Source organism: Paenibacillus sp. JMULE4 (assembly GCF_013337105.1).
In the GTDB taxonomy this organism is placed as follows: Bacteria; Bacillota; Bacilli; order Paenibacillales; family NBRC-103111; genus Paenibacillus_G; species Paenibacillus_G naphthalenovorans.
The window spans coordinates 357,664-378,674 of the sequence record NZ_SGWF01000020.1; the positions used below are offsets into that span (position 1 = coordinate 357,664).

17 protein-coding genes are annotated in these 21,011 nt (G+C 53.3%); 4 read left to right on the forward strand and 13 right to left on the reverse strand.

The window, feature by feature from the left end; translation table 11 throughout:
* Window positions 1-104: 104 nt before the first annotated feature.
* The 4 genes from EXW96_RS24535 to ftsE form a co-directional block, all read right to left on the reverse strand.
* Window positions 105-1,553 (reverse strand): S41 family peptidase, encoded by a 1,449-nt coding sequence (locus tag EXW96_RS24535; protein ID WP_062410113.1) that lies wholly within the window; start codon window positions 1,551-1,553, stop codon window positions 105-107.
* 93 nt (window positions 1,554-1,646) lie between these two features.
* Complete coding sequence (locus EXW96_RS24540; protein ID WP_174351630.1) at window positions 1,647-2,888, reverse strand: murein hydrolase activator EnvC family protein; 1,242 nt, start codon at window positions 2,886-2,888, stop codon at window positions 1,647-1,649.
* Between the two features lie 56 nt (window positions 2,889-2,944).
* A complete protein-coding gene (ftsX, locus tag EXW96_RS24545; RefSeq protein WP_054817653.1) occupies window positions 2,945-3,862 on the reverse strand; it encodes a permease-like cell division protein FtsX in 918 nt (305 codons plus the stop codon).
* Entirely contained in the window at window positions 3,852-4,538 is a 687-nt protein-coding gene (gene ftsE, locus EXW96_RS24550) for a cell division ATP-binding protein FtsE (RefSeq protein ID WP_054817654.1), read from the reverse strand. Before ftsE ends, ftsX begins: the two co-directional genes overlap by 11 nt.
* A gap of 344 nt (window positions 4,539-4,882) precedes the next feature.
* Between ftsE and EXW96_RS24555 the strand changes: the two genes are divergently transcribed.
* Window positions 4,883-6,355: a VanW family protein gene (locus EXW96_RS24555; RefSeq protein WP_174351631.1), complete on the forward strand. Its 1,473-nt coding sequence runs from the start codon at window positions 4,883-4,885 to the stop codon at window positions 6,353-6,355.
* A 188-nt stretch (window positions 6,356-6,543) separates the two neighbouring features.
* On the opposite strand, the gene argH is transcribed toward EXW96_RS24555, so the two are convergent.
* The 7 genes from argH to argC all read right to left on the reverse strand — a co-directional run bounded on the left by argH (window position 6,544) and on the right by argC (window position 14,713).
* Window positions 6,544-7,959, reverse strand: a complete 1,416-nt coding sequence (gene argH / locus EXW96_RS24560; protein ID WP_062410117.1) for an argininosuccinate lyase — start codon at window positions 7,957-7,959, stop codon at window positions 6,544-6,546.
* 76 nt (window positions 7,960-8,035) lie between these two features.
* Window positions 8,036-9,277 (reverse strand): argininosuccinate synthase, encoded by a 1,242-nt coding sequence (locus EXW96_RS24565; protein ID WP_062410118.1) that lies wholly within the window; start codon window positions 9,275-9,277, stop codon window positions 8,036-8,038.
* A gap of 25 nt (window positions 9,278-9,302) precedes the next feature.
* Window positions 9,303-10,259, reverse strand: a complete 957-nt coding sequence (gene argF / locus EXW96_RS24570) for an ornithine carbamoyltransferase (RefSeq protein WP_062410119.1) — start codon at window positions 10,257-10,259, stop codon at window positions 9,303-9,305.
* 41 nt (window positions 10,260-10,300) lie between these two features.
* The gene (locus tag EXW96_RS24575; RefSeq protein ID WP_174351632.1) at window positions 10,301-11,491 is read right to left on the reverse strand and encodes an acetylornithine transaminase; all 1,191 of its coding nucleotides are present in this window, start codon (window positions 11,489-11,491) and stop codon (window positions 10,301-10,303) included.
* Between the two features lie 33 nt (window positions 11,492-11,524).
* Window positions 11,525-12,316 carry an acetylglutamate kinase gene (argB, locus tag EXW96_RS24580; protein ID WP_174351633.1) on the reverse strand — a complete coding sequence of 264 codons (792 nt, stop codon included), beginning with the start codon at window positions 12,314-12,316 and terminating at the stop codon, window positions 11,525-11,527.
* Between the two features lie 88 nt (window positions 12,317-12,404).
* Window positions 12,405-13,637: a bifunctional glutamate N-acetyltransferase/amino-acid acetyltransferase ArgJ gene (argJ, locus tag EXW96_RS24585; RefSeq protein WP_054817656.1), complete on the reverse strand. Its 1,233-nt coding sequence runs from the start codon at window positions 13,635-13,637 to the stop codon at window positions 12,405-12,407.
* Between the two features lie 26 nt (window positions 13,638-13,663).
* Window positions 13,664-14,713 carry an N-acetyl-gamma-glutamyl-phosphate reductase gene (argC, locus tag EXW96_RS24590; RefSeq protein WP_174351634.1) on the reverse strand — a complete coding sequence of 350 codons (1,050 nt, stop codon included), beginning with the start codon at window positions 14,711-14,713 and terminating at the stop codon, window positions 13,664-13,666.
* 286 nt (window positions 14,714-14,999) lie between these two features.
* Here argC and EXW96_RS24595 point away from each other — a divergent pair, with 286 nt between their 5' ends.
* From EXW96_RS24595 to fdhD, 3 genes are all read left to right on the forward strand, one after another.
* Window positions 15,000-15,362: a Na-translocating system protein MpsC family protein gene (locus tag EXW96_RS24595; RefSeq protein ID WP_062410123.1), complete on the forward strand. Its 363-nt coding sequence runs from the start codon at window positions 15,000-15,002 to the stop codon at window positions 15,360-15,362.
* Between the two features lie 182 nt (window positions 15,363-15,544).
* Window positions 15,545-17,896: an FdhF/YdeP family oxidoreductase gene (locus EXW96_RS24600; RefSeq protein ID WP_174351635.1), complete on the forward strand. Its 2,352-nt coding sequence runs from the start codon at window positions 15,545-15,547 to the stop codon at window positions 17,894-17,896.
* Window positions 17,893-18,684 (forward strand): formate dehydrogenase accessory sulfurtransferase FdhD, encoded by a 792-nt coding sequence (fdhD, locus tag EXW96_RS24605; protein ID WP_062410125.1) that lies wholly within the window; start codon window positions 17,893-17,895, stop codon window positions 18,682-18,684. Before EXW96_RS24600 ends, fdhD begins: the two co-directional genes overlap by 4 nt.
* Before the next feature lie 92 nt (window positions 18,685-18,776).
* On the opposite strand, the gene EXW96_RS24610 is transcribed toward fdhD, so the two are convergent.
* The gene (locus EXW96_RS24610) at window positions 18,777-19,613 is read right to left on the reverse strand and encodes a YitT family protein (RefSeq protein ID WP_174351636.1); all 837 of its coding nucleotides are present in this window, start codon (window positions 19,611-19,613) and stop codon (window positions 18,777-18,779) included.
* A 268-nt stretch (window positions 19,614-19,881) separates the two neighbouring features.
* Window positions 19,882-21,001 (reverse strand): peptide chain release factor 2 gene (prfB, locus tag EXW96_RS24615; protein ID WP_174351637.1). Its coding sequence is split into 2 segments (ribosomal slippage): window positions 19,882-20,928 and window positions 20,930-21,001, totalling 1,119 coding nucleotides; the frame shifts between segments, so codons are not numbered across the junction.
* Window positions 21,002-21,011: the final 10 nt, after the last annotated feature.

A 21,011-nucleotide genomic window follows, 5' to 3' on the forward strand; every position in this document is an offset into this window, starting at 1 on the left:
CCGGGCTTCATTCCTCAAGCCCGCCTTCTTAATACCATTTCGACGCCGATTTCGCTTTTCCTGCCATCGACCGGAATTTGCCGACATCGAAAACCGCCGAATGCCTATTTGATGACCGAATGCATATGCTCCACGGCTGCCTTCAGCTGCAGATCGTTCTTGGTATCGCGGATCGCTTCCAAAATTGCTTTCTCCAGCTTTCCGGCCGTGGCCGTATCTACTTCCCCGGTCACCGGAAGGTTGTTCATCCGCTGGAACGCTTTGACTGCGAGAGCCGTTTTGTCGCTAAAGTACCCGTCCGTACGGTCGGGATTCAGGCCCAACCCCTGCAGCATGATCTGCAGATTTTTGATGTCCTCGTTGTTCATATCCGGCTTCAGCGTCTCTTTTTTACTGAGCGGTGCAACCTTGAAATAGGCCGGCTGTTCTACGGCAATATTGGGTTCGATTCCTTTCTTATGAATCCATGTCCCGTTTGGCGTCAGCCATTTATAGACGGTCATCTTGATATTGCTGCCGTCACCCATTTCCTTCTCGAAGTTCACTTGTACCGTACCTTTGCCGAAGGTGTTTTCGCCGATCAGCTTGCTTCCTGCCGAATCGTGAAGTGCTCCGGCCAATATTTCCGATGCGCTGGCGCTGCCTTTATTAATCAGCACCGAAACCGGATAAGGTTTTCCTGTCCCCTTGGACTTCGTTTCTTCACGTTCTCCCTTTCGGTTTTCGATTTGAACGATCGTCTTGCCTTTAGGGATGAAAGGCTCTACGATTTCCACCACCGCCGAGAGCAAGCCCCCCGGATCGTTTCTTACATCAATAATCAGGCCTTTCATGCCTTGATCTTCCAATTTTTTCAATTCATCTTTAAAATGTTCGGCCGTATTGGTTGCAAATTGACGAATTTCGATTTTCCCGATCTGTCCCGGAAGCATCTCCGCATAGACCGTCTCCACATCGATGTCGTCACGTACGACGATGACAGGTATCGGTTCGGGCGACCCGCTTCTCAAAATCTCGAGCTTGGCCTGCGTCCCCTTCGGACCGCGAATTTTCATAATCGCCTGGTTCAGGGACAGTCCCTCGAGCTTCTCACCGTTCACCGAAACGATGACGTCATTGGCATGCAGTCCCGCCCTTTCCGCGGGAGACCCTTTAATCGGGGCGACAATGACCACTTTTCCGTCCTCAGAGGTCACTTCCGCGCCAATTCCCTGGAACGATGAGGTGATATTCTCATCAAACTGCTCCGCTTCCTTTTGATCCATGTACACCGTAAACGGATCCTCCAGTGTGGACAGCATGCCGTTAATGGCCCCGTTCACAACCTTCTCGCGATCAACCTCCGTTAAAAACTTGCTCTCAATCAACTGGTACGTTTTTGCGATCTTGGAGATATCCTTGCCCGTCAGCCCCGATTGAACATCCGTCTGCAGTCCCGCTTCCTTCCCGACCGAAGCAAAAATGGACGGATGCACTATCGTAAGCGTCATAATGCTGCCGGCAAACATCGACAACAAAACGAATACCAGTACCGTTCGCCCTTTGAAATTCATTTCCGTTTCCACACCGCCTTTGCTGTTCCCTGCTTCTTACAAAACTTGTCTTTTTAGTGTATGACAAGCTCTGCCTATTTATGAACAGCTGGATTAGCGCAAATACGGCTTTGGATCGACAGTCGATTCATTAACCCGCACTTCAAAATGCAGATGGTTTCCCGTAGATCGGCCCGTAGAGCCGACCTCGGCAATCTTCTGCCCGCGTTTGACGGAATCGCCTTTCTTGACAACAATACCATCGTTACGGATGTGTCCATACAATGTCCAGACACCTTTGCCATGATCGATAATGACCGTATTTCCGTAGCCGCTCCACCAACCAGCCAAAATGACTACACCATCTTCTGCAGCCAGAATACTCGTGCCGGCCGGGGCAGGAAGATCAATTCCGCTGTGCGTTGTTTTGCGTCCTGTGAACGGGTCGGTACGCGTTCCGAAATCGGATGACATCCGAACGACATTCGGCAGCGGATAGGCAAACTTACCTCCGCTGTAAGTGTATGCCGGAGCGTAATTTTGACCCTGCTTGGACGCTGATGCCGCTCTTTGCTGCTCCAGCTCCCTTGCCCTTGCCTGCTGGTACGACCGCTGCTTCGCCGCTTCCTCCCTGGCTAACTTCAGCATTTGCCGCTCTTCTTCCTGGCTGATATCTTCAAGTATTCGCTCCTGATCGGACAAGCTCGCGATTTTGACTTGCTTCTCCTTTTCTTTGACTTCAAGCTCCGCTTTGATCGCCGTCGATTGGGCGATTAAATTGGCAATCTCAGCAAACTGCTTTTCAATGACTTTGCGCTTTTCCGCAACGAGATCGCGATCGCGCTTGTTCGCTTCCAATATTTCCTTATCCTGATTTACGATGGACTTCAGCGCATACAGCCTGTCGAGAAAATCGGTAAAATTGGTCGAGCTGAGCAATACATCGACATAAGAGACAACGCCGTTCATATACATAAGCCGCAATCGCGATTTGAGCATTTGGTCTCGGGAAGTAATGCGCGCTTCGGCTTCATCCAGCTGGGCGGCATTTTCCTCAAGCGAAGCGGTGACCTTGTCCTCCTGGTCTTGCAGCTCATTCAGCTTTTTGTTCGTTGAATCGATTTGCTGCAAGATGGTATTGAGATCATTTGCGGTCTGCTGCTTCTCCTGCTGTACTTGTGCGATTTGCTTTTCCGTTTGCGCAGCTTTTTGCTGAATAGCCGATTTTGTTTTTTTCAACTGATTGAGTTCCTGCTGAATCCGCTGCGACTCCGATAGAGCAAAACCGGACTGCGGTACAAGCAAGGTGCCCAATAAACCGGCAGCTGCGACAAGTGGCAGTAGAGACTTCTTCAATACAGCTCCTCCTCCGACTCTTCATCATCTCAGTCAAGTCTTGGTGGTTTTAACCGTTATACCTTCAAAAATTTCCGAACGGAAATCGTACTGCCCCATATGCCAATCAAAACACCTATGCCGATCAAGAGACCCGCGGTTTCCCAACGGATGCTTTCAAAAGGAAGCAATTCGATGAGCATCAGGTTCAAATCGAGTTGAATCGACTGCATCATCTGCCAATAACCGTAGAGCAGAATGACTACAGGGATTAACGAACCGATCATACCGAGCAGCGCCCCTTCAATAAAGAACGGCCACCGGATAAAAGCATTGGTAGCCCCAACCAGCTTCATAATCGATATCTCGCGCCGGCGGGCCACAATCGTCAGTTTGATGGTATTGGCGATAAGGAACATGGCGGTCAGAGCCAGCCCGACGACAATAACAAGCCCTATGTTGCGGACAATGGACGTGATTTTGAACATCGTTTCCACTGTTCCTTGGCCATAGCTGACGCGCTGAATCGGTTTTTCCGGCTTGCCGTTATTGAGACTGCTGATTTGCTGTGCCACAGCGGCCACTTGTCTGGGCTCCGATACCTCGACGGTAAACGAGTCGTTCAGCGGGTTGTTATCCCCGTCAAAGCCTTCAAGCAGTTGGCGGCCGCTCTCGCCAAGCTTTTCCCGAAGAAAGACAAGTCCTTCTTCTTTGGATACGAAAGTGACTTTATTGACTTGCGGAATAGCCGCAATTTGGCTCTGAAGCAGATTGATTTCATGATCGGGTGTGTTCACTTCCATGTAAACGCGAATTTCCACCTGCTGTTCGATTTGCTGGGCCAGGAAATTAACATTCAGCGTTAACAGCAGAAAAACTCCTAAAATAAACAAAGAAATGGCAATCGAACTGATCGAAGCGAACGACATCCAACCGTTGCGGATGACATTCTTTCCGCCCTCCCGCAGATGCCTTACGGCCGTGCTAATCTTCATAGCCGTATTCACCCCTCGCTTGATCACGCACGATCCTGCCGGACTCGATAGCCAGTACCCGCTTGCGTATCGTATTGACGATTTCTCTGTTGTGTGTTGCCATCACAATCGTGGTTCCACGAAAGTTAATCTCCTCCATCAGTTTCATGATTTCCCACGATGTGTCAGGGTCGAGGTTTCCTGTCGGTTCATCGGCAATAATGACTGATGGCTTGTTGACTATTGCCCGGGCAATAGCCACGCGCTGCTGTTCCCCTCCAGACAGTTGTGTCGGAAGCGAGTTTGCTTTATCTTTCAGGCGGACCAGCTCGAGCACCTCGAGCGTACGCTTCTTGATGACTTTCTTGGGCGCCTCAATAACCTCCATCGCAAAAGCCACGTTCTCAAATACCGTAAGTTTGGGCAGCAGACGAAAATCCTGGAAAATGACGCCAATATTTCGTCTGACATACGGGATTTTGCGCTGTTTCAGCTTTTCCAAATTGAAGCCATTCACGAAAATTGTTCCTTTGGTAGGCCTTTCTTCCCTATAAATCATTTTCATGAAAGTCGATTTGCCGGCACCGGACGGGCCAACGACATAAACAAATTCGCTTTGGTCTACCTTGACGCTGATGCCTTGTAAGGCGTGACTTCCGTCTGGATATGTCTTCCAAACGTCTTGCATTTCGATCACGGTATCACATCCTGAATTTTGCGAGTTTTACCCCATTCAACGGGCAAGCTTGAGCTAGGAAGAAGGACAGATTTCTACCAGACTTATTAAGTTCGACATAGAAACGCAAAATCCTTTATACAGTTTTTGTTTTTCTACAGATTGTCACATTCATCAAAAAATTGTTGTATCGTCCGTTATTTATGAGCAGGCCGATCGCCAATTCGACGATTCCGGGCATAACCCGTCATCTTCCGACGCCGCGGCTCTAAGCCAGGCCCGTGATGTTTGAGGCAAGTTTTTGGGCTTGGCCGCATAATTATATGAAGGGAAACGGTTGAGTTTTCAAAAAAGGAGATTTGGGGATGGCCTTTACAAATTCACGTCTGGTCTGGCTGTGGATTAGTGTCCTGACACTATCCTTATCCGCCTTCCTGACCGTTGCCGTTTATGGCTCGCTGCAGCGCATTCCAAGCGATGTGAGGGTCGGAGATTGGGTCATCGGCGGTCTGACCCTGCCCGAATTCGAAAAGCAGTTGGAGGAAAAAAAGAAAAGCCTTTCGGCATTCAAAATTCGGTTACATGTCGAAGGTGGACGCCTGTCCGCTGAACGTACGCTGCAGCAGCTCGGACTGGAAATGAATACGCAGGAGGTGCTTGCCCGGCTCGAGCCGCTAACCTACGGATCGCCTTTTCAGCGGGCGGTTTATCGCTGGCGCCTTCGTCATGAAGTGTTGACGCTGATTCCCCGCTTCCCGGAAGAGAAAGTGCAAGGAGCCTTGAAGGAGGCCTTCCGCGAGGTATATGCCCGTCAGCCGATCAATGCCCGGCGGGTGATTGGACCGGATGACACGATTCGTCACATCCCGGAAATCCGGGTACAGCACATCGACGAAGAGAAATTGAAGGAGCAGCTGGAAAAGTTACTCTCTTCCTGGGAGACGCTGTGCGGATCGGAGAATCAGCCGCTTTCCTTAGATGTTCCCATGCGGACCGTAGATCCCCAAATTACGCTGCGTACGCTGCAGGAGCAGGGAATCATTCGAAAAATCAGTGAATTTACAACGAATTTCCCCAATACCCAGTCACCCGCCGTCAGCAGTGAAGGCCGGGTTCACAACGTCCGGTCTACGGCAGCTTCGCTTCAGGATGTCCTGCTAAAGCCAGGTGAAGTGTTCGACTATGCTCCTTATATCGAGCAAACGGAAAAACGGTTCGGCTTCAAGGAAGCGCCGGTCATTGTCAATGGCAAGCTCGTCCCCGGCATCGGCGGCGGCATATGCCAAGTATCGTCCACGCTGTACAACGCCGTACTGAGAGCCGGGCTTACCGTCGTGGAACGGCGAAACCACTCCCTGCCGGTCAGCTATGTACCGCTGGGTCAGGATGCTACCTTTGCAAGCGGACATATCAATTTCAAGTTCCGCAACAGCACGGAGCATGCAGTGCTCATCCGAACAGCAACGGACCGTCACAGCCTGACAGTGAAGTTATTCGGCCAAACACCGCCGGACATCACGTATGAGGTCAAATCGGAAACGGTGGCGACGCTTGCTCCTCCAGTCAAATACGTGCTGAATCCTTCCCTGAAAATCGGCGTACAGGAGACAATATCCAAAGGTAAGCCCGGTTATATCGTCGAAACCTATCGCTACAAGAAACAAAACGGCAGATTGGTTTCCAAAGAGAAGCTTTCGCGCGACACCTATACCGCTCAGCCCACGATCATCGCCTCCAATAGCGGAACGGGCACAAGCGACCGTTCTTCGCTAGATCCCGGGGCCGACAAGCCCAAGCTTTTGATCGAGGATGGCGTCCAGGGTCCCCATTTCCGGTAGAAGATCGGGCTCTAATGACTTGAAAGCATTACACCGGCCGAGGCGCTTGGCTGACGTTTATGCCCCCCTGCTCCGTGATCCGGCAAGCAGCCGCGGTACACGCCTGGAACGACCTTTGCCGGCACATTGATGGGGCGCCCATCGGCCAATGATCCGGCCGGGGCGCCCCCGTTAAACGATTTCCGCTATTATCTGCTTTTCTCGTAATACTCTTCAAACCATGCGTTCGATCCGGCCAGAGCGGCTTCCGCACGCTCGATCGCCCCGGCCACCTGAGCCTCCGCCGTTCCGCCGTATACGTTCCGCGCGTTCACGACGCTCTCCGGCTGCAGTACGGTGTAAATATCCTGATCGAACAGCTTGGAGAATTGATGAAACTCCTCCAGCTTCAGGTCAAGCAGGTACTTTTGATTTTGAATGCAATAGAGCACCGTTTTGCCGATCACTTCATGCGCTTGACGGAACGGCATGCCCTTGTTCACCAAATAATCGGCGATATCGGTCGCATTGGAGAAGTCCTGGTTCACCGCTTGCCGCATCCGATCCTTGTTCACCTTCATCGTGGCAATCATCGGAGCGTACAGCTGCAAAGCGCCCTGCAGGGTGCGAACCGTGTCGAACATGCCCTCCTTGTCTTCCTGCATGTCCTTGTTGTAGGCCAGCGGGAGCGACTTGAGTACCGTCAGGAGACCAAACAGATTGCCGTACACACGGCCCGTTTTGCCGCGCACAAGCTCGGCCACGTCCGGATTTTTCTTCTGCGGCATAATGCTGCTTCCGGTACAGAAGGCGTCGTCCAGCTCGATGAAACGGAACTCGGTACTGGACCACAGCACGAATTCCTCGCTCAGCCGCGACAAATGCATCATAATCATCGAAGCGTTCGACAAAAACTCAAGAATAAAGTCGCGATCGCTAACCGCATCAAGCGAATTTTCGTATACCCCGTCGAAACCGAGCTTTTGCGCAACAAAATGGCGGTCGATCGGGAATGTCGTCCCGGCCAGAGCCCCGGCCCCAAGCGGCAGCATGTTGACGCGTTTGTAGCTTTCCTGCAAACGCTCGATATCCCGCTGGAACATCGAAACATACGCCATCAGATGATGAGCGAACAAGATCGGCTGCGCCCGCTGCAAATGTGTGTAGCCCGGCACAATCGTATCCAGGTTTTGTTTGGCCTGCTCGATAAGCGCCTCCTGCACTTTGTTCAAAAGCCCGACAAATTCGACAACGCGCTTGCGCAGCCACAGGTGCATATCCGTCGCTACCTGGTCATTCCGGCTGCGCCCGGTATGAAGCTTACCGCCGACGGAACCGACCTCATCGATCAATGCCTTCTCAATGTTCATATGGATATCCTCATCGCTGATCGAGAACTCCAGTTCACCGCGGCGAATCATGCCCTGTACCTTCAGCAGACCGTCTTTGATTTTGTCTACGTCCTCCTCCGGAAGAATCCCGCATTTACCCAGCATCGTCACGTGCGCAAGGCTGCCTTGAATGTCCTCCTCAGCGAGTTCCTTATCGAACAGGATTGAAGCCGTATATTCTTCCACCAGTTGGTCTGTTTTTTTCGTAAAACGTCCACCCCAAAGCTTAGACACAACATTGCCCCTCCTCATATATAGGCTTAGGGCTTTCCAAAGGCGGAAAACCCTAAGCTCTTAACCGCATTGCAATTTATTTTCCTGCTTTCTGCTGCTCTACGCCGGAAGCGACGCGCAAACGCAGCGCATTCAGGCGGATAAAGCCGGTAGCGTCGCCTTGATTGTAAGCCTGCGTCGGATCGGCTTCCATCGTCGCAATGTTCGGATTGTACAAGCTCACCGGACTCTTCACGCCGGCAGCAATGACATTTCCCTTGTACAGCTTGAGACGAACCGTACCGCTTACGTTCTTCTGGCTTTCGGTCACGAGCGCCTGCAAAGCCAGACGCTCCGGCGCGAACCAGAAGCCATTGTACACGAGCGATGCGTAACGCGAAATCAGCGAGTCACGCAAATGCATGACTTCGCGGTCCATCGTGAGCGACTCCATTTTGCGGTGCGCGGTAAACAAGATTGCACCGCCCGGTGTTTCATACACGCCGCGGCTCTTCATGCCGACAAAGCGGTTTTCCACCATATCCACGCGGCCTATGCCATGCTTGCCCCCAAGCTCGTTAAGCTTTTCCATCACATGAAGAGGAATCATCCGTTCGCCGTTTACGGCTACACAGTTGCCCTGTTCGAATTCCAGCTCGACATACTCGGCTTGGTCCGGAGCATCCTCCGGATCCACGCTGAGCAGGTACATGTCTTTATTCGAAGGTGCGCTGGCATCAAACCACGGATCCTCCAATACGCCGCTCTCATAGCTGATATGAAGCAGATTGCGGTCCATCGAATAGGGTTTGGAAGCCGATGCCGTAACCGGAATGCCGTGCTTTTCCGCATAAGCAATCATTTCTGCGCGTCCCGGGAACTGCTCGCGGAACTGCTCCAAGCGCCAAGGCGCAATGACTTCGATGTCCGGAGTCAATGCAGCAGCCGCCAGCTCGAAACGAACCTGGTCGTTCCCTTTGCCTGTAGCGCCGTGCGCAATCGCTGTAGCACCTTCCGCACGGGCGATCTCGACCATCCGCTTCGCGATCAATGGACGCGCAATGCTTGTGCCGAGCAGGTATTGACCTTCATACAGCGCACCCGCCTGAAACATGGGATAAATAAAGTCGCGGGCAAATTCTTCGCGCAGGTCATCGATGTACACCTTGGAGGCGCCTGTGTTCAGCGCTTTTTCCTCCAGCCCGTCAAGCTCTTCCTTCTGCCCGATATCGGCTGTAAAAGCGATAATTTCCGCATCGTACGTTTCCTTCAACCATTTCAAAATGATCGACGTATCCAAACCGCCTGAATACGCCAAAACAATTTTTTGCTTTGCCATTCGTTTCCGCTCCCTTAAGCTAATTCTACATAATTGCAGCCATGACCGCTTTTTGCGCGTGCAGACGGTTTTCTGCCTGATCGAAAATGACCGAATTCGGCCCGTCAATGACACTCTCGGAAACTTCTTCCCCGCGATGCGCCGGCAGGCAGTGCATGAACAGATAATCCTTTTTCGCGTATTTCACGAGCTCATCGTTCACTTGATAATGCTTGAACGCGATCTCCCGCTCCTTCTGCTCCGCCTCGAAGCCCATGCTCGCCCAAACATCCGTATATACGACATCGGCATCCGCAATCGCTTCCTTGGGATCTGTGCCTACGTAGATGCTGGCGCCCATCTTTGAGGCCATATCACGGGACATCTCAAGCACTTCCTTGTCCGGCTCATAACCTTCCGGCGTCGCCACCGCAAAATTCACGCCGAGCTTAGCCGCACCCATTAACAGAGAGTGTACCATATTATTCCCGTCGCCGATATAAGCTACTTTGAGCCCTTGCAAACGGCCTTTTTTCTCAAAGATCGTCTGGTAATCCGCCAGGGCCTGGCAAGGATGCGACAGATCCGTCAAGCCGTTAATCACAGGGACGGTAGCCCCCCGGGCCAGCTCGATCACCGTGCGGTGGGCGTACGTACGTATCATAATGCCGTCGAGATACCGAGACATCGTCTGCGCCGTATCGTGAATCGTCTCCCCGCGGCCGATCTGCAGATCGTTCTTGCTGAGGAACAGGGCGTGACCGCCCAGCTGATACATCCCGACTTCAAAAGAAACCCGGGTCCGAGTGGAAGACTTCTCGAAAATCATCCCGAGCGTCTTTCCTTTGAGCGGCTGGTACACCTCTCCTGCTTTTTGCTTCTTTTTCAATTCAATCGCCAAATGGATTAAATATTCAATCTCCTCTGGTGCATAATCCACCAACCCGATGAAATCGCGTCCTTTAAGCTGAACCGCCATATCCTGTTCAGTTGCTCCCGGCATGGATACATCCCCTTTCTGTTTATCCGTGATACCAGCTGATATTAAACCGCAGCCCCGGCCTTTTTCGCTAAAATGCCGCAGATCGCCTGAATGCCGCGATCCAGATCTTCTTTTGAGATCAAGAGGCTTGGAGCCAACCTGATCACGTTCGGTCCTGCCGATACGACGAGTATGCCCTCCGCATGCAGCTCGCTAATCAGCTCCGCCGCCGGCCGGTTAAGCCCGATACCGATCAGCAGTCCCAATCCGCGAATCTGCTGTACAAGCGGATTGCCCGCCAGCTTTTGCTCCAGCTCGCCGATAACGTATTGGCCAAGCTCCGCCGCCCGCTCCGGCAGCTTCTCCTCGAGTATCGTCTCCACCGTAGCAACCCCTGCCGCAGTGGACAAATAATTGCCACCGAACGTGGAGCCGTGGCTCCCCGCGGAAAACGCTTCGCGCAGCTTCTCTTTACCGAGCATCGCGCCGATCGGCATGCCGCTGCCGAGGCCTTTGGCCAGTGTGAACACATCGGGCTCGATGCCGTAATGCTCATAGGCGAACAGCTTGCCTGTACGGCCCATACCGGTCTGAATTTCGTCAACGATCAGCAGCAATCCGTGCTGCTCGCACAGCTCCGCGACCCGTTTGACGAATGCCGGATCCGCCGGATTCACGCCGCCTTCCCCCTGCACCATTTCCAGCATAATCGCACATGTCCTGTCGCCGATCAGCTTTTCCAAAGCTTCCGCATCGTTAAAAGGCGCATACACGAAGCCTTCCGGAAGCGGAGCGAAGCCTTCCTTCACTTTGTCTTGACCAGTCGCCGTCAGCGTAGCCAGCGTCCGTCCATGGAACGACATGTGGAAGGTGATGATCTCGAAACGTTCCGGCTTGCCGATGACCTTCTGGAAGTAACGCCGCGCCAGCTTGATCGCCGCCTCGTTCGCCTCCGCTCCGCTGTTGCAGAAAAACGCCGCATCCGCACAGCTGTTAGCGACCAGCAGCTCCGCCAGCTTCTGCTGATCCGGGATGTGAAACACGTTGCTCGTATGCCAGAGCGTATCGACTTGATTTTTCAGGCGTTCCTTCACCTGCTTCGGAGCATGGCCCAGGTTGGTCACCGCCAGCCCGCACATCAGGTCCAAATATTCTTTGCCGTTCTCATCCCACAGCCTGCTGCCTTCCCCCTTCACAAATGTGAGCGGGTAACGTCCGTAGTTCGGAAACAATGCGCTTTGAGACTCTCCCATGTCGTTCACTCCTTCATCCTTCAAAAAGGTTCTTTATTGCCTGACGATGCGCGTTCCGATGCCGCCGCCCTTGAGCGCTTTGCTCAGCACTTGCGGCTCAGCTCCGTTGACGATCACAACCTCGCGCACCTTTCCTTGAATACATTGCACCGCCGCGCGCACTTTCGGGATCATTCCGCCGTAAATTTCGCCGCTTGCGATCATTTCATCGATTTCCTGCACCGTCACGGAGGGCAGCACCCTTTTCTCTCCGTCTACGGTCTTCATAATTCCCGGAACGTCCGTTACCACGATCATCCGCTCCACGCCGATATGAGACGCTACCGCCCCTGCCGCCGTGTCCGCATTGATATTGTAGCGCTGGCCGCCGTCGGCTCCAATACCTACAGGCGCGATGACCGGTATATAACCCATGTCCACGATACCCTGTACGAGCTCAGCGTTCACATGCATTACATCGCCGACAAGCCCGACCTCATCAGCGTTGGCCACAGGCGCCGCTTGAATCAGGTGGCCGTCGACTCCGGAGAGGCCAAGCGCTTTAGCTCCGGAGCGCTGGATTTTGCGGACAATCTCTTTGTTAATTTGTCCCGCAAGCACCATTTCGACTACATCCAGTACGGCTTCGTTCGTCCGGCGCAGGCCGTTCACGAACTCGGTCTCAATGCCGAGCTTTCCCAGCGTGTCCGATATGGCCGGACCTCCGCCATGGACGATGACCGGAATCAGGCCTTCCTCCTGCAGCCTTTTCAAATCCTCAAAAAAAACATCCGGCAGCGCCGCCAGCGTACTGCCGCCGCATTTCATTACAAAACAATTGCTCATCCGAACCGTTTCCCCTTTTTGATCGGCCGTGCCCTTTCCCGTTCCAGTCCAGGCCGCAAAAATACTCTTTTATTTGTATATGTACGCACTATGTCCTATAAGCTGCGTTGATCCTTACATAATCATACGTCAAATCGCAGCCCCAGCCGGTGGCGGTATGGTTACCCATGTTCAGATTCACATGGATTTGCACGAACTCGCCCTTCAGATATTCGGCCGCCCGTTCCTCATCGAATTTCACCGGACGCGACTGCGTCAGCACGACAATGTCGCCAAGGCGGATGTCTACCGTCTCCGTTTGCACCGGATGCCCCGCACGGCCGACGGCCGCAATAATGCGTCCCCAGTTCGCATCGGCGCCGAAGCAGGCGGATTTCACCAAACTCGAGCCGATCACGGTTTTGACGATGGCGCGCGCCGCTTCCCGGGATGCCGCGCCGCTCACCGTTACCTCGATCAGCTTGGTCGCGCCTTCGCCGTCGCGAGCGATCGCTTTGGCCAAATATTCACCGACATAGTGGAAGGCTGCCGCAAACGCCGGCCAGTCTTTATGCTCCGGTGTCAGGCTCTCTCCGCCCGCAAGGCCGCTTGCCATGACAACGACCATATCGTTTGTGCTCGTATCGCCGTCCACTGTAATCATATTGAAAGTGGAATCCGTAACCTCGTTCAGCAGCTTTTGCAGGTGTGCGCTATCGATGTTCGCATCCGTCGTCATGAACCCGAGCATCGTTGCCATATTCGGATGAATCATGCCCGAGCCCTTCGCCGCGCCGGCGATATGGACCGTACGGCCGTCCACGGTCAGGCTGACACAAATCTCCTTTTTCACCAGATCCGTCGTAAGAATCGCCTGGCAGAAATCGTCCCCGCCGTCAGCCTTCACCTCGCCCGGCAGCCTCTCGATCCCACTTAGCACCTTGGGCATCGGCAGCAGCTCGCCGATCACGCCTGTAGACGTGACGCCGACCAGATGCTCGGCGACGCCGAATGCCTTGGCGCCCGCCGTTCGCATGGCACGGGCATCGTCTTCTCCCTGCTGACCGGTGCATGCGTTCGCGTTCCCGCTGTTCACGAGCATCACCTGCAGGGTACCTCCTTGCGCAATGCTCTCTTGAGTCACGCGCAGCGGCGCCGCCTGAAATTGGTTCAGCGTATACACGCCTGCAGCCTGCGCCGGCACCTCGCACACGATGGCGCCAAGATCGTGGCGCTCCGTCTTTTTCAGACCGCAGTGCAGTCCGCCTGCCCGAAATCCTTTCGGTGTCGTTACGGACCCTTCCGATAAGATCACGAACGAATCCTTGCCTAACATAGCCATCCTTCTCCTCACCGTTCCTTAGCGCGTTATGGATACACCGGGGTGAATGCAAGACCCGTCGCTTCATCCCAGCCCATCATCAAATTCAAGTTTTGGACCGCCTGCCCGGCCGCGCCCTTTACAACATTATCTATAACGGATATAATCGTCAAACGACCCGTCCGCGGATCAAGGGACAAACCGATATCGCAATAATTGGAGCCCCATACTTCTTTCGTGGCCGGATACTTGCCTTTGTCACGAATACGGACGAATCTGCGTCCCTCGTAGTATTTGCGGTAAAGATCGAATATCTCGTCCTCGCTGCGGCGTTCTTTCAGGTTTACATAAATGGTCGACAGGATTCCCCTTGTCATCGGAACAAGGTGAGTCGTAAATGTCATGACGATCTCTTCACCGGCCAGACGGCTCAGCGTCTGCTCAATCTCCGGCGTATGCTGATGCTTATTTACTTTGTAGGCGAGGAAATTCTCATTAATTTCCGAATAATGAACCGTCAGACTAAGCCCGCGGCCCGCTCCCGACACGCCCGATTTCGCGTCCGCAATGACGGATTTCGGATCCATCCAACCGCTCGCTGCAATCGGCGCCAGCCCCAGCAGCGTGGCGGTCGGGTAACAGCCAGGGTTCGAAATAAACTCAGCCCCCCGTATCTCATCGGCGAGGACCTCGGCCAATCCGTAAACCGCCTTTGCGATATAAGCGGGATCCGCAGCCTTGTGTTTGTACCAGGCTTCGTAATCCCTGCCGGATTTCAGACGAAAATCACCGGAGATATCGATCACTTTCAACCCCGCATCGACAAGCTTCGGCGACAGCTCCGTACTTACGCCATGCGGCGTCGCCAGAAAGACAACATCCGCCTTCTCCCGGATCAAATCGACATCCACGGCATCCAGCTTATCGGTCAGGATTTGATTCAAATGCGGATATCCGTCCGCGATCGACGCCCCGGCGTTGGAAGACGAGATCACCGAAGTGATGGCCACATGCGGATGCGCCAGCAAAAGCCGGATGAGCTCTACCCCCCCGTAGCCCGTCGAACCGACGATGGCCGCTCTTAATTTCGTAGACATGGTTCCGTTCCCTCCACATAAAAACTATGTATTATTATACATTCGAAAGTATAATAATTCAATGCGTTTCCTCTTATATATGGCCTGTTCATGATGATTTCCGCACCAAATCCAGCCATTCGGGCAACTGACGTTATTCCCCTTCTCATCGTAACCCACCCAGGCGGCTCAATCAAGAGCAACGTCTCCGTTTGAGTCGAAATGGCCTTTTTTATCTTGAAACAGCTATCCGTGCATGCTAAAATAGATTTGGAGAAAACGTTGCCACAAAACGGAGCTGTTCGGAATGAATAAAACAGAAGCCGAATTCAGTAATTTGGTGAGGGCGTTTCGTAAACGCCATATAGGAAAGGGACCTCGTGAGATTCGCACCACTTTCTGCAAAAACTGGGCGATCTGCGAAATGGAAGGGCATCTGTCCCCCGTAGAGAAATTTATTGCTTCCGCAAGCGACGGCAAGCATGCGCTTCGTACAGCCCGGACCGAAATGATCAAGGAAATGTACCGGACCAACCGTCCTGTCGAAATGGAAGAGCTTCTTGGGGCACAGTTCCTCGATTTGTTTCTGGATATTGATTTGGATAAAGATGTAGGCATGAGCATTTTTGTATTCGATCAGGATATTCAAAAGAAATTTAGCTCCTCATAAGAATATGCACACTAAAATACATGTGCCGTTGGCACTTGGCAGCGAACCTGCTCAAGACTAACCGCCGCAACAGATTCAATCCTTTATTCCGACTAACGGACTTGAGGAAACCGAATCTTTGCGGCTTTTTTCATTCCATCAAATTTCCCAAAAATAAAATTCATACAAGGTGGTCATTATTCATGGGTAAAACAAAACATTCAGGGCGCATCAGCCTCCCCAGTCGTCCGGACCCGAAGCTGTGGGTCAGCAAAATGCCGTTCGGTCTCAATCGGATCAAACCCCGGCATATTCGTGACACATTAAAAGTCGTTTGGGATAATCGCGACCAGCTTCCATACGCTTACCGTATTCTGACTCAGGGCGTTTGCGACGGCTGCGCGCTGGGAGTGTCCGGTTTGAGAGATCAGACGCTGGAAGGACCTCATTTGTGTACGACGCGTTTGAACGTGCTCCGGCTCAACACCATGCCGGCCATTCCCGAAAAAATTCTGCATTCGGATATCGAAGAGCTCCGTAAGCTGAACAGCACGGAACTTCGTAAATTGGGCCGTATTCCCTATCCTTTAATCCGCCGCTCCGGGGAGAGCCGTTTCAGCCGTTTGTCATGGGATGAAGCACTCGACACGATTGCCGGCAAAATCCGCAGCATCGATCCCAAGCAGCTGGCTTTTTACTTGACGGCCCGCGGAATTACCAATGAATCCTATTATGTCGCTGCGAAAGTGGCCCGGTTCTTAGGGACGAATCATATCGACAACGCCTCCCGGATCTGCCACTCGCCGTCCAAAACCGCTCTGAAGCGTTCGGTCGGTATCGGGGCGTCCAGCTGCAACTACAAAGATTGGATCGGTACGGATGTGCTGGTGTTCTGGGGCAGCGTAGCCGCAAACAACCAGCCGGTATCCACCAAGTATATGTATGCCGCCAAACGGAAAGGGACCAAGATCATTGCGATCAACCCTTACCATGAGCCTTCTATGGATCAATATTGGATTCCGTCTGTTGCCGAATCCGCGCTATTCGGTACGAAAATTACGGACGATTTCTATCAGGTGAACATCGGCGGGGACATTGCCTTCATGAACGGCGTAATGAAGCATTGGTTCGAAATGGAAGAAGCTGCTCCCGGATCGGCCGTAAACCTGGATTTCGTCCGTGAGCACACGAACGGCTATGAAGAGCTGCGTGCCCATGTCATGAAACAGGATTGGGCGCTGCTCGAACAATCGTCCGGACTCTCGCGCGAAAGAATGCGTGAATTCGCCGTATTGCTCGCTCAAGCGAAGTCGGCTGTCTTCGTCTGGAGCATGGGGCTGACTCAGCACCGCTTCGGTACGGACAACATCTCGCAAGTGGCTAATCTCGCGCTGCTTAGGGGGTTCCTCGGCCGCGAACACTGCGGACTCATGCCCATCCGCGGACACAGCGGCGTACAGGGCTCCGGCGAGATGGGAGCAGACCCGTTCAGCTTGCCCGGCGGAGAGTTTAAAGGCGCCGACATTGCAAGAATCGAAAAGGTATGGGGCTTTAAGCTGCCCGAGTGGCAGGGGGACATCGTTGGAGTCACGCTCGAGAACGCGCTGCTCCCCGATGATCACGAACGGAAGCTGAAAACATTCTACACTTCCGGCGGCAACTTCCTGGAGACGATGCCTGACCCTGACTTCGTGGAACGCTGTTTGCAAAACGTAGAGCTGCGGGTACACCAAGATATTATGCTGAACACGTCTACACTGGTGGATGCCAAAGAAACGGTCATCGTCCTGCCTGCTATGACCCGCTATGAGCAGCCGGGCGGCGGAACGTCCACGTCAACTGAACGCATGGTGTACTTTTCGCCTGAAATTGACGGGCCCCGTATGCCGGAAGCCCGTTCGGAATGGGAGATTTATGTCGACTTGGCTTCGCGTGTAAAGCCTGAGCAGGCGCATTTGATCCAGTTTAAAGACGCTGCTGCCGTCCGTGCGGAAATTGCAAAGGCTGCGCCAAATTACGACGGCATTCAGCACCTGAGCAAACGTGGTGACGTGTTCCAATGGGGTGGAGCATGGCTTTGTGAAGACGGAATCTGCCCTACGCCGGACGGACGGGGGAATCTGATCCCTATTGAGCTTCCTGAGCTGCGCAAGCCGGAAGGCCATTATTTTGCTACGACCAGACGAGGCAAGCAGTTCAACTCTATGGTGTACAGTGAAACCGACCCGTTCAACGGGGCGGACCGTTACGACGTCCTGATGAATGCGGAGGACGGCAAAGCACAGCAGCTGCAAGAGGGCGACGCCATTGTCGTTTACAATAAATATGGCGTATTCCATGGCCGGGCCAAATGGGCTGAGGTCAAATCCGGCAATATCGAGGTTCATTGGCCGGAAGGAAATGTCATCATTCCCAAAGGAGTCTATGAACCGCACGCGGGGATTCCGGAATACAACACCACTGTTATCGTGGAAAAGGCTGAAACGTACTATGCCCATAAAGATACAAAATATGTGGAACGCAGAATCGACGAATTGGAGCTGGTAAGCGAATGACCGCCGTGGATGTCTCGGTTTCGACCCGAACGGTATGGCGTTATGACGGGCAGCTGCTTAGCGAGCAGGAAGATCCTATTGCCAAGGAAACGCCGTTAACCATCCGGTTGGATGGCGAAGAATTCGCCACCATCGTATGCACCCCTTCGGATATAGAGGACATGGTTTTCGGATTTTTAGCCTCCGAAGGAGTGATCCGGGAAGCGAACGAGGTTACCCGCCTGCAGCTCAATACGAGCCGGGGATTCGCCGATGTTACACTGCTGTATCCCGAGCGCGGGAAAGTGATGGATCATTCCAAGCGCGTGATCGGATCGTGCTGCGGCAAAAGCCGCCAGTTCTACCTGCGCAGTGATGTGCGGACGGCCAAAACGGTGATGACCCGTTCGCGCATTACACCCGACGAATGCCTCAAGCTGATTCGCCAATTGCAAGAAGGCTCCGATGTTTTCCGTCAAACGGGCGGGGTGCACAATGCGGCGCTCTGCTCCAGAGAGAAGCTGCTCGTTACCCGGACCGATATCGGCCGCCACAATGCGCTTGACAAGGTGTACGGGCACTGCCTGAGGGAGCGTGTGTCCATGAAGGATACCGCCGTCGCCTTCAGCGGCCGGGTAAGCTCGGAAGTGCTGCTCAAGACAGCCAAGATGGGCGTTGGCATTCTGCTTTCCAAATCGGCGCCCACCGATCTGGCGCTGGAGCTTGCCGACGACCTGGGCATTACCGTTATAGGGTTTATAAGAGGAAATACATTTAATGTATATTCGCATCCGGAGCGTTTGGAATAAGAAAACCGCTAACGGCCTATTCGTGGATGAGCGAAGTATTCAGTTTTGAACATTTAGACTTCTTTATCAAAAAACAGGAGGAACCGGTCCTTTTATGGGCTGGTTCCTCCTGTTCCGTTTAGCTTAAACCCTTCTCCGAACACTTCGTTCGTATCGCTCAGAATAACGAAAGCGCCGGGGTCAATCCTGCGCACCAACTCTTTGAGCCGGCTCACTTCCGTCTGCCCTACGACAACCATCAATACCGTCTTTTCCTCTCCTGTATAGCCGCCGGTAGCTTGCAGCTTCGTAAGTCCCCTGTCGAGCTCATAGAGAATAGCCTTCTGCAGCGCTTGCTCCGACTTCGAGATAATAAAAGCCACTTTAGAGTAGCTTAAACCTACCTGCACCACATTGATGGTCTTGCTCGTCACAAAAAGTCCGATCAGCGCATACATGGCCTTCTCCGGTGAAATCAGCAGACCCGCTGTTCCAATCACCAGCCCATCCAGCAGCGCAATGCATAAGCCCAGACCAATACCTGTATACTTATGCAAGATTTGTGCCGCCAGATCCAAACCGCCGGTCGATCCCCTGCCCCGGAAAACCAGCCCGAGTCCAATCCCTATGAGTACCCCGCCATAAATACTGGCGAGCAGCATATTGTCGGTCAGCGGCGGCAGATTACGTGTAAGGAAAACGAGCAGCGGCAGCAAAACCGAACCGAGGGCCGTTTTCACGCCGAATTGCTTCCCCAGCAGCACTGTACCGGCCAGAAACAAAGGAATATTCAGCGCCCATTGTGTAATCGCTGGCTCGATCCCGAACATGCTGTTGACAATAATGCTGATGCCCGATACCCCGCCAGACGCCACCTGATTCGGATTCAAAAATACATTAAAGCTGACCGCTATGATCACCGATCCGAGCAAAAGCAGCGCATATTCCATTAAACGGTGGCTCCATGTGCTTTGTGAACGTCTGCTGCCCCCCGCCGGCGGCGGGAGCCGTATTTACTCATTCTAGTCAATGCAGTCTCACTCTGATTTGTCATGGCATCCTGCACCCGTCATACCCCCTGCCCTATGCAAAAAAATCCTACACTTCACCCGCGGCCTCCCCTGATAGCTCACCGGCTCCATATAGAGGCCGAGGGCAACCAGGAGGATTTGTGCGTTTCTAGTGTAGGATGAGCTTGGACACTCCGCTTTATGTTTCTCAGCTTTCTTTTTCCGGCTTCGTAATCTGCTGGCGCAGGTAAGCATCTATAAACATATCGAGCTCACCATCCATCACGGCATTCACGTTCCCGGTTTCCGCCTGCGTCCTGTGGTCCTTCACCATGCTGTACGGATGGAATACGTACGAACGGATCTGGCTCCCCCAGGCGATATCGGATACCTCTCCGCGGATTTCCGCCAGCTGCTTCTGCTGCTCTTCAATTTTCTTCTCGTACAGCTTCGACCGGAGCATCTTCATCGCGCGCTCCCGGTTCTTGATTTGCGAGCGCTCCGTTTGACAGCTAACCACGACGCCGGTCGGAAGGTGCGTAATCCGCACAGCCGAGTCGGTCGTATTGATGTGCTGTCCGCCGGCGCCGCTGGAACGGTACGTGTCCACCTTAAGATCCTCGGTTCGGATCTCGACCTCCACGTCATCATCGATTTCGGGCATAACATCGCACGAAACAAACGACGTGTGCCTGCGTCCGGATGCATCGAACGGCGAGATGCGCACCAGCCGGTGAACGCCTTTTTCCGCCTTCAAATAACCGTAGGCATTATAACCCTTAATCAGCAGCGTTACACTCTTCACACCGGCCTCGTCGCCCGGCAAATAGTCGAGCACCTCGACTTTGAAGTCTCTCTTCTCCGCCCAGCGGCGGTACATGCGAAGCAGCATCTCGGCCCAATCCTGCGACTCCGTGCCGCCCGCACCCGGATGCAGCTCCAGAATGGCATTCAGCCGGTCATACGGCTGGCTTAGGAGCAGCTGCAGCTCAAAGTCCTCGAGCTTCTTAACGAGAGCGGCAATCCCCTTTTCAATGTCCTCGGCCATGCTCTCATCTTTCTCTTCCTGCATCAGCTCCACCAGCACTTCGAGATCCTCGTACTCCGAAGCCAACGCTTGAAACTGATCCACCACGCTTTTAACTCCGTTCGCTTCGGCAATCAACTTCTGCGCACGCTCGTTGTCGTCCCAGAAATCGGGCGCCGACATTTTTTCCTCATAGTCCGCCACTTGCTCCAGCTTGAGATCTAAGTCAAAGAGACCCCCTAAGCTCAGCCAATCGCTTGGCCGTTTCTTGTAAATCGCGCTTCACATCTGCTTCTAACATGTCAAAACAC

Coding starts and splice junctions, on each gene's coding strand:
- EXW96_RS24555 (WP_174351631.1), top strand. CDS start 4,883: ATGGCCTTTACAAATTCACGTCTGGTCTGGCTGTGGATTAGTGTCCTG.
- EXW96_RS24595 (WP_062410123.1), top strand. CDS start 15,000: ATGAATAAAACAGAAGCCGAATTCAGTAATTTGGTGAGGGCGTTTCGT.
- argB (WP_174351633.1), bottom strand. CDS start 12,316: ATGAGCAATTGTTTTGTAATGAAATGCGGCGGCAGTACGCTGGCGGCG.
- EXW96_RS24565 (WP_062410118.1), bottom strand. CDS start 9,277: ATGGCAAAGCAAAAAATTGTTTTGGCGTATTCAGGCGGTTTGGATACG.
- EXW96_RS24535 (WP_062410113.1), bottom strand. CDS start 1,553: ATGAATTTCAAAGGGCGAACGGTACTGGTATTCGTTTTGTTGTCGATG.
- argC (WP_174351634.1), bottom strand. CDS start 14,713: ATGTCTACGAAATTAAGAGCGGCCATCGTCGGTTCGACGGGCTACGGG.
- EXW96_RS24600 (WP_174351635.1), top strand. CDS start 15,545: ATGGGTAAAACAAAACATTCAGGGCGCATCAGCCTCCCCAGTCGTCCG.
- argJ (WP_054817656.1), bottom strand. CDS start 13,637: ATGGCTATGTTAGGCAAGGATTCGTTCGTGATCTTATCGGAAGGGTCC.
- argF (WP_062410119.1), bottom strand. CDS start 10,259: ATGCCGGGAGCAACTGAACAGGATATGGCGGTTCAGCTTAAAGGACGC.
- ftsX (WP_054817653.1), bottom strand. CDS start 3,862: ATGAAGATTAGCACGGCCGTAAGGCATCTGCGGGAGGGCGGAAAGAAT.
- EXW96_RS24575 (WP_174351632.1), bottom strand. CDS start 11,491: ATGGGAGAGTCTCAAAGCGCATTGTTTCCGAACTACGGACGTTACCCG.
- fdhD (WP_062410125.1), top strand. CDS start 17,893: ATGACCGCCGTGGATGTCTCGGTTTCGACCCGAACGGTATGGCGTTAT.
- EXW96_RS24610 (WP_174351636.1), bottom strand. CDS start 19,613: ATGGAATATGCGCTGCTTTTGCTCGGATCGGTGATCATAGCGGTCAGC.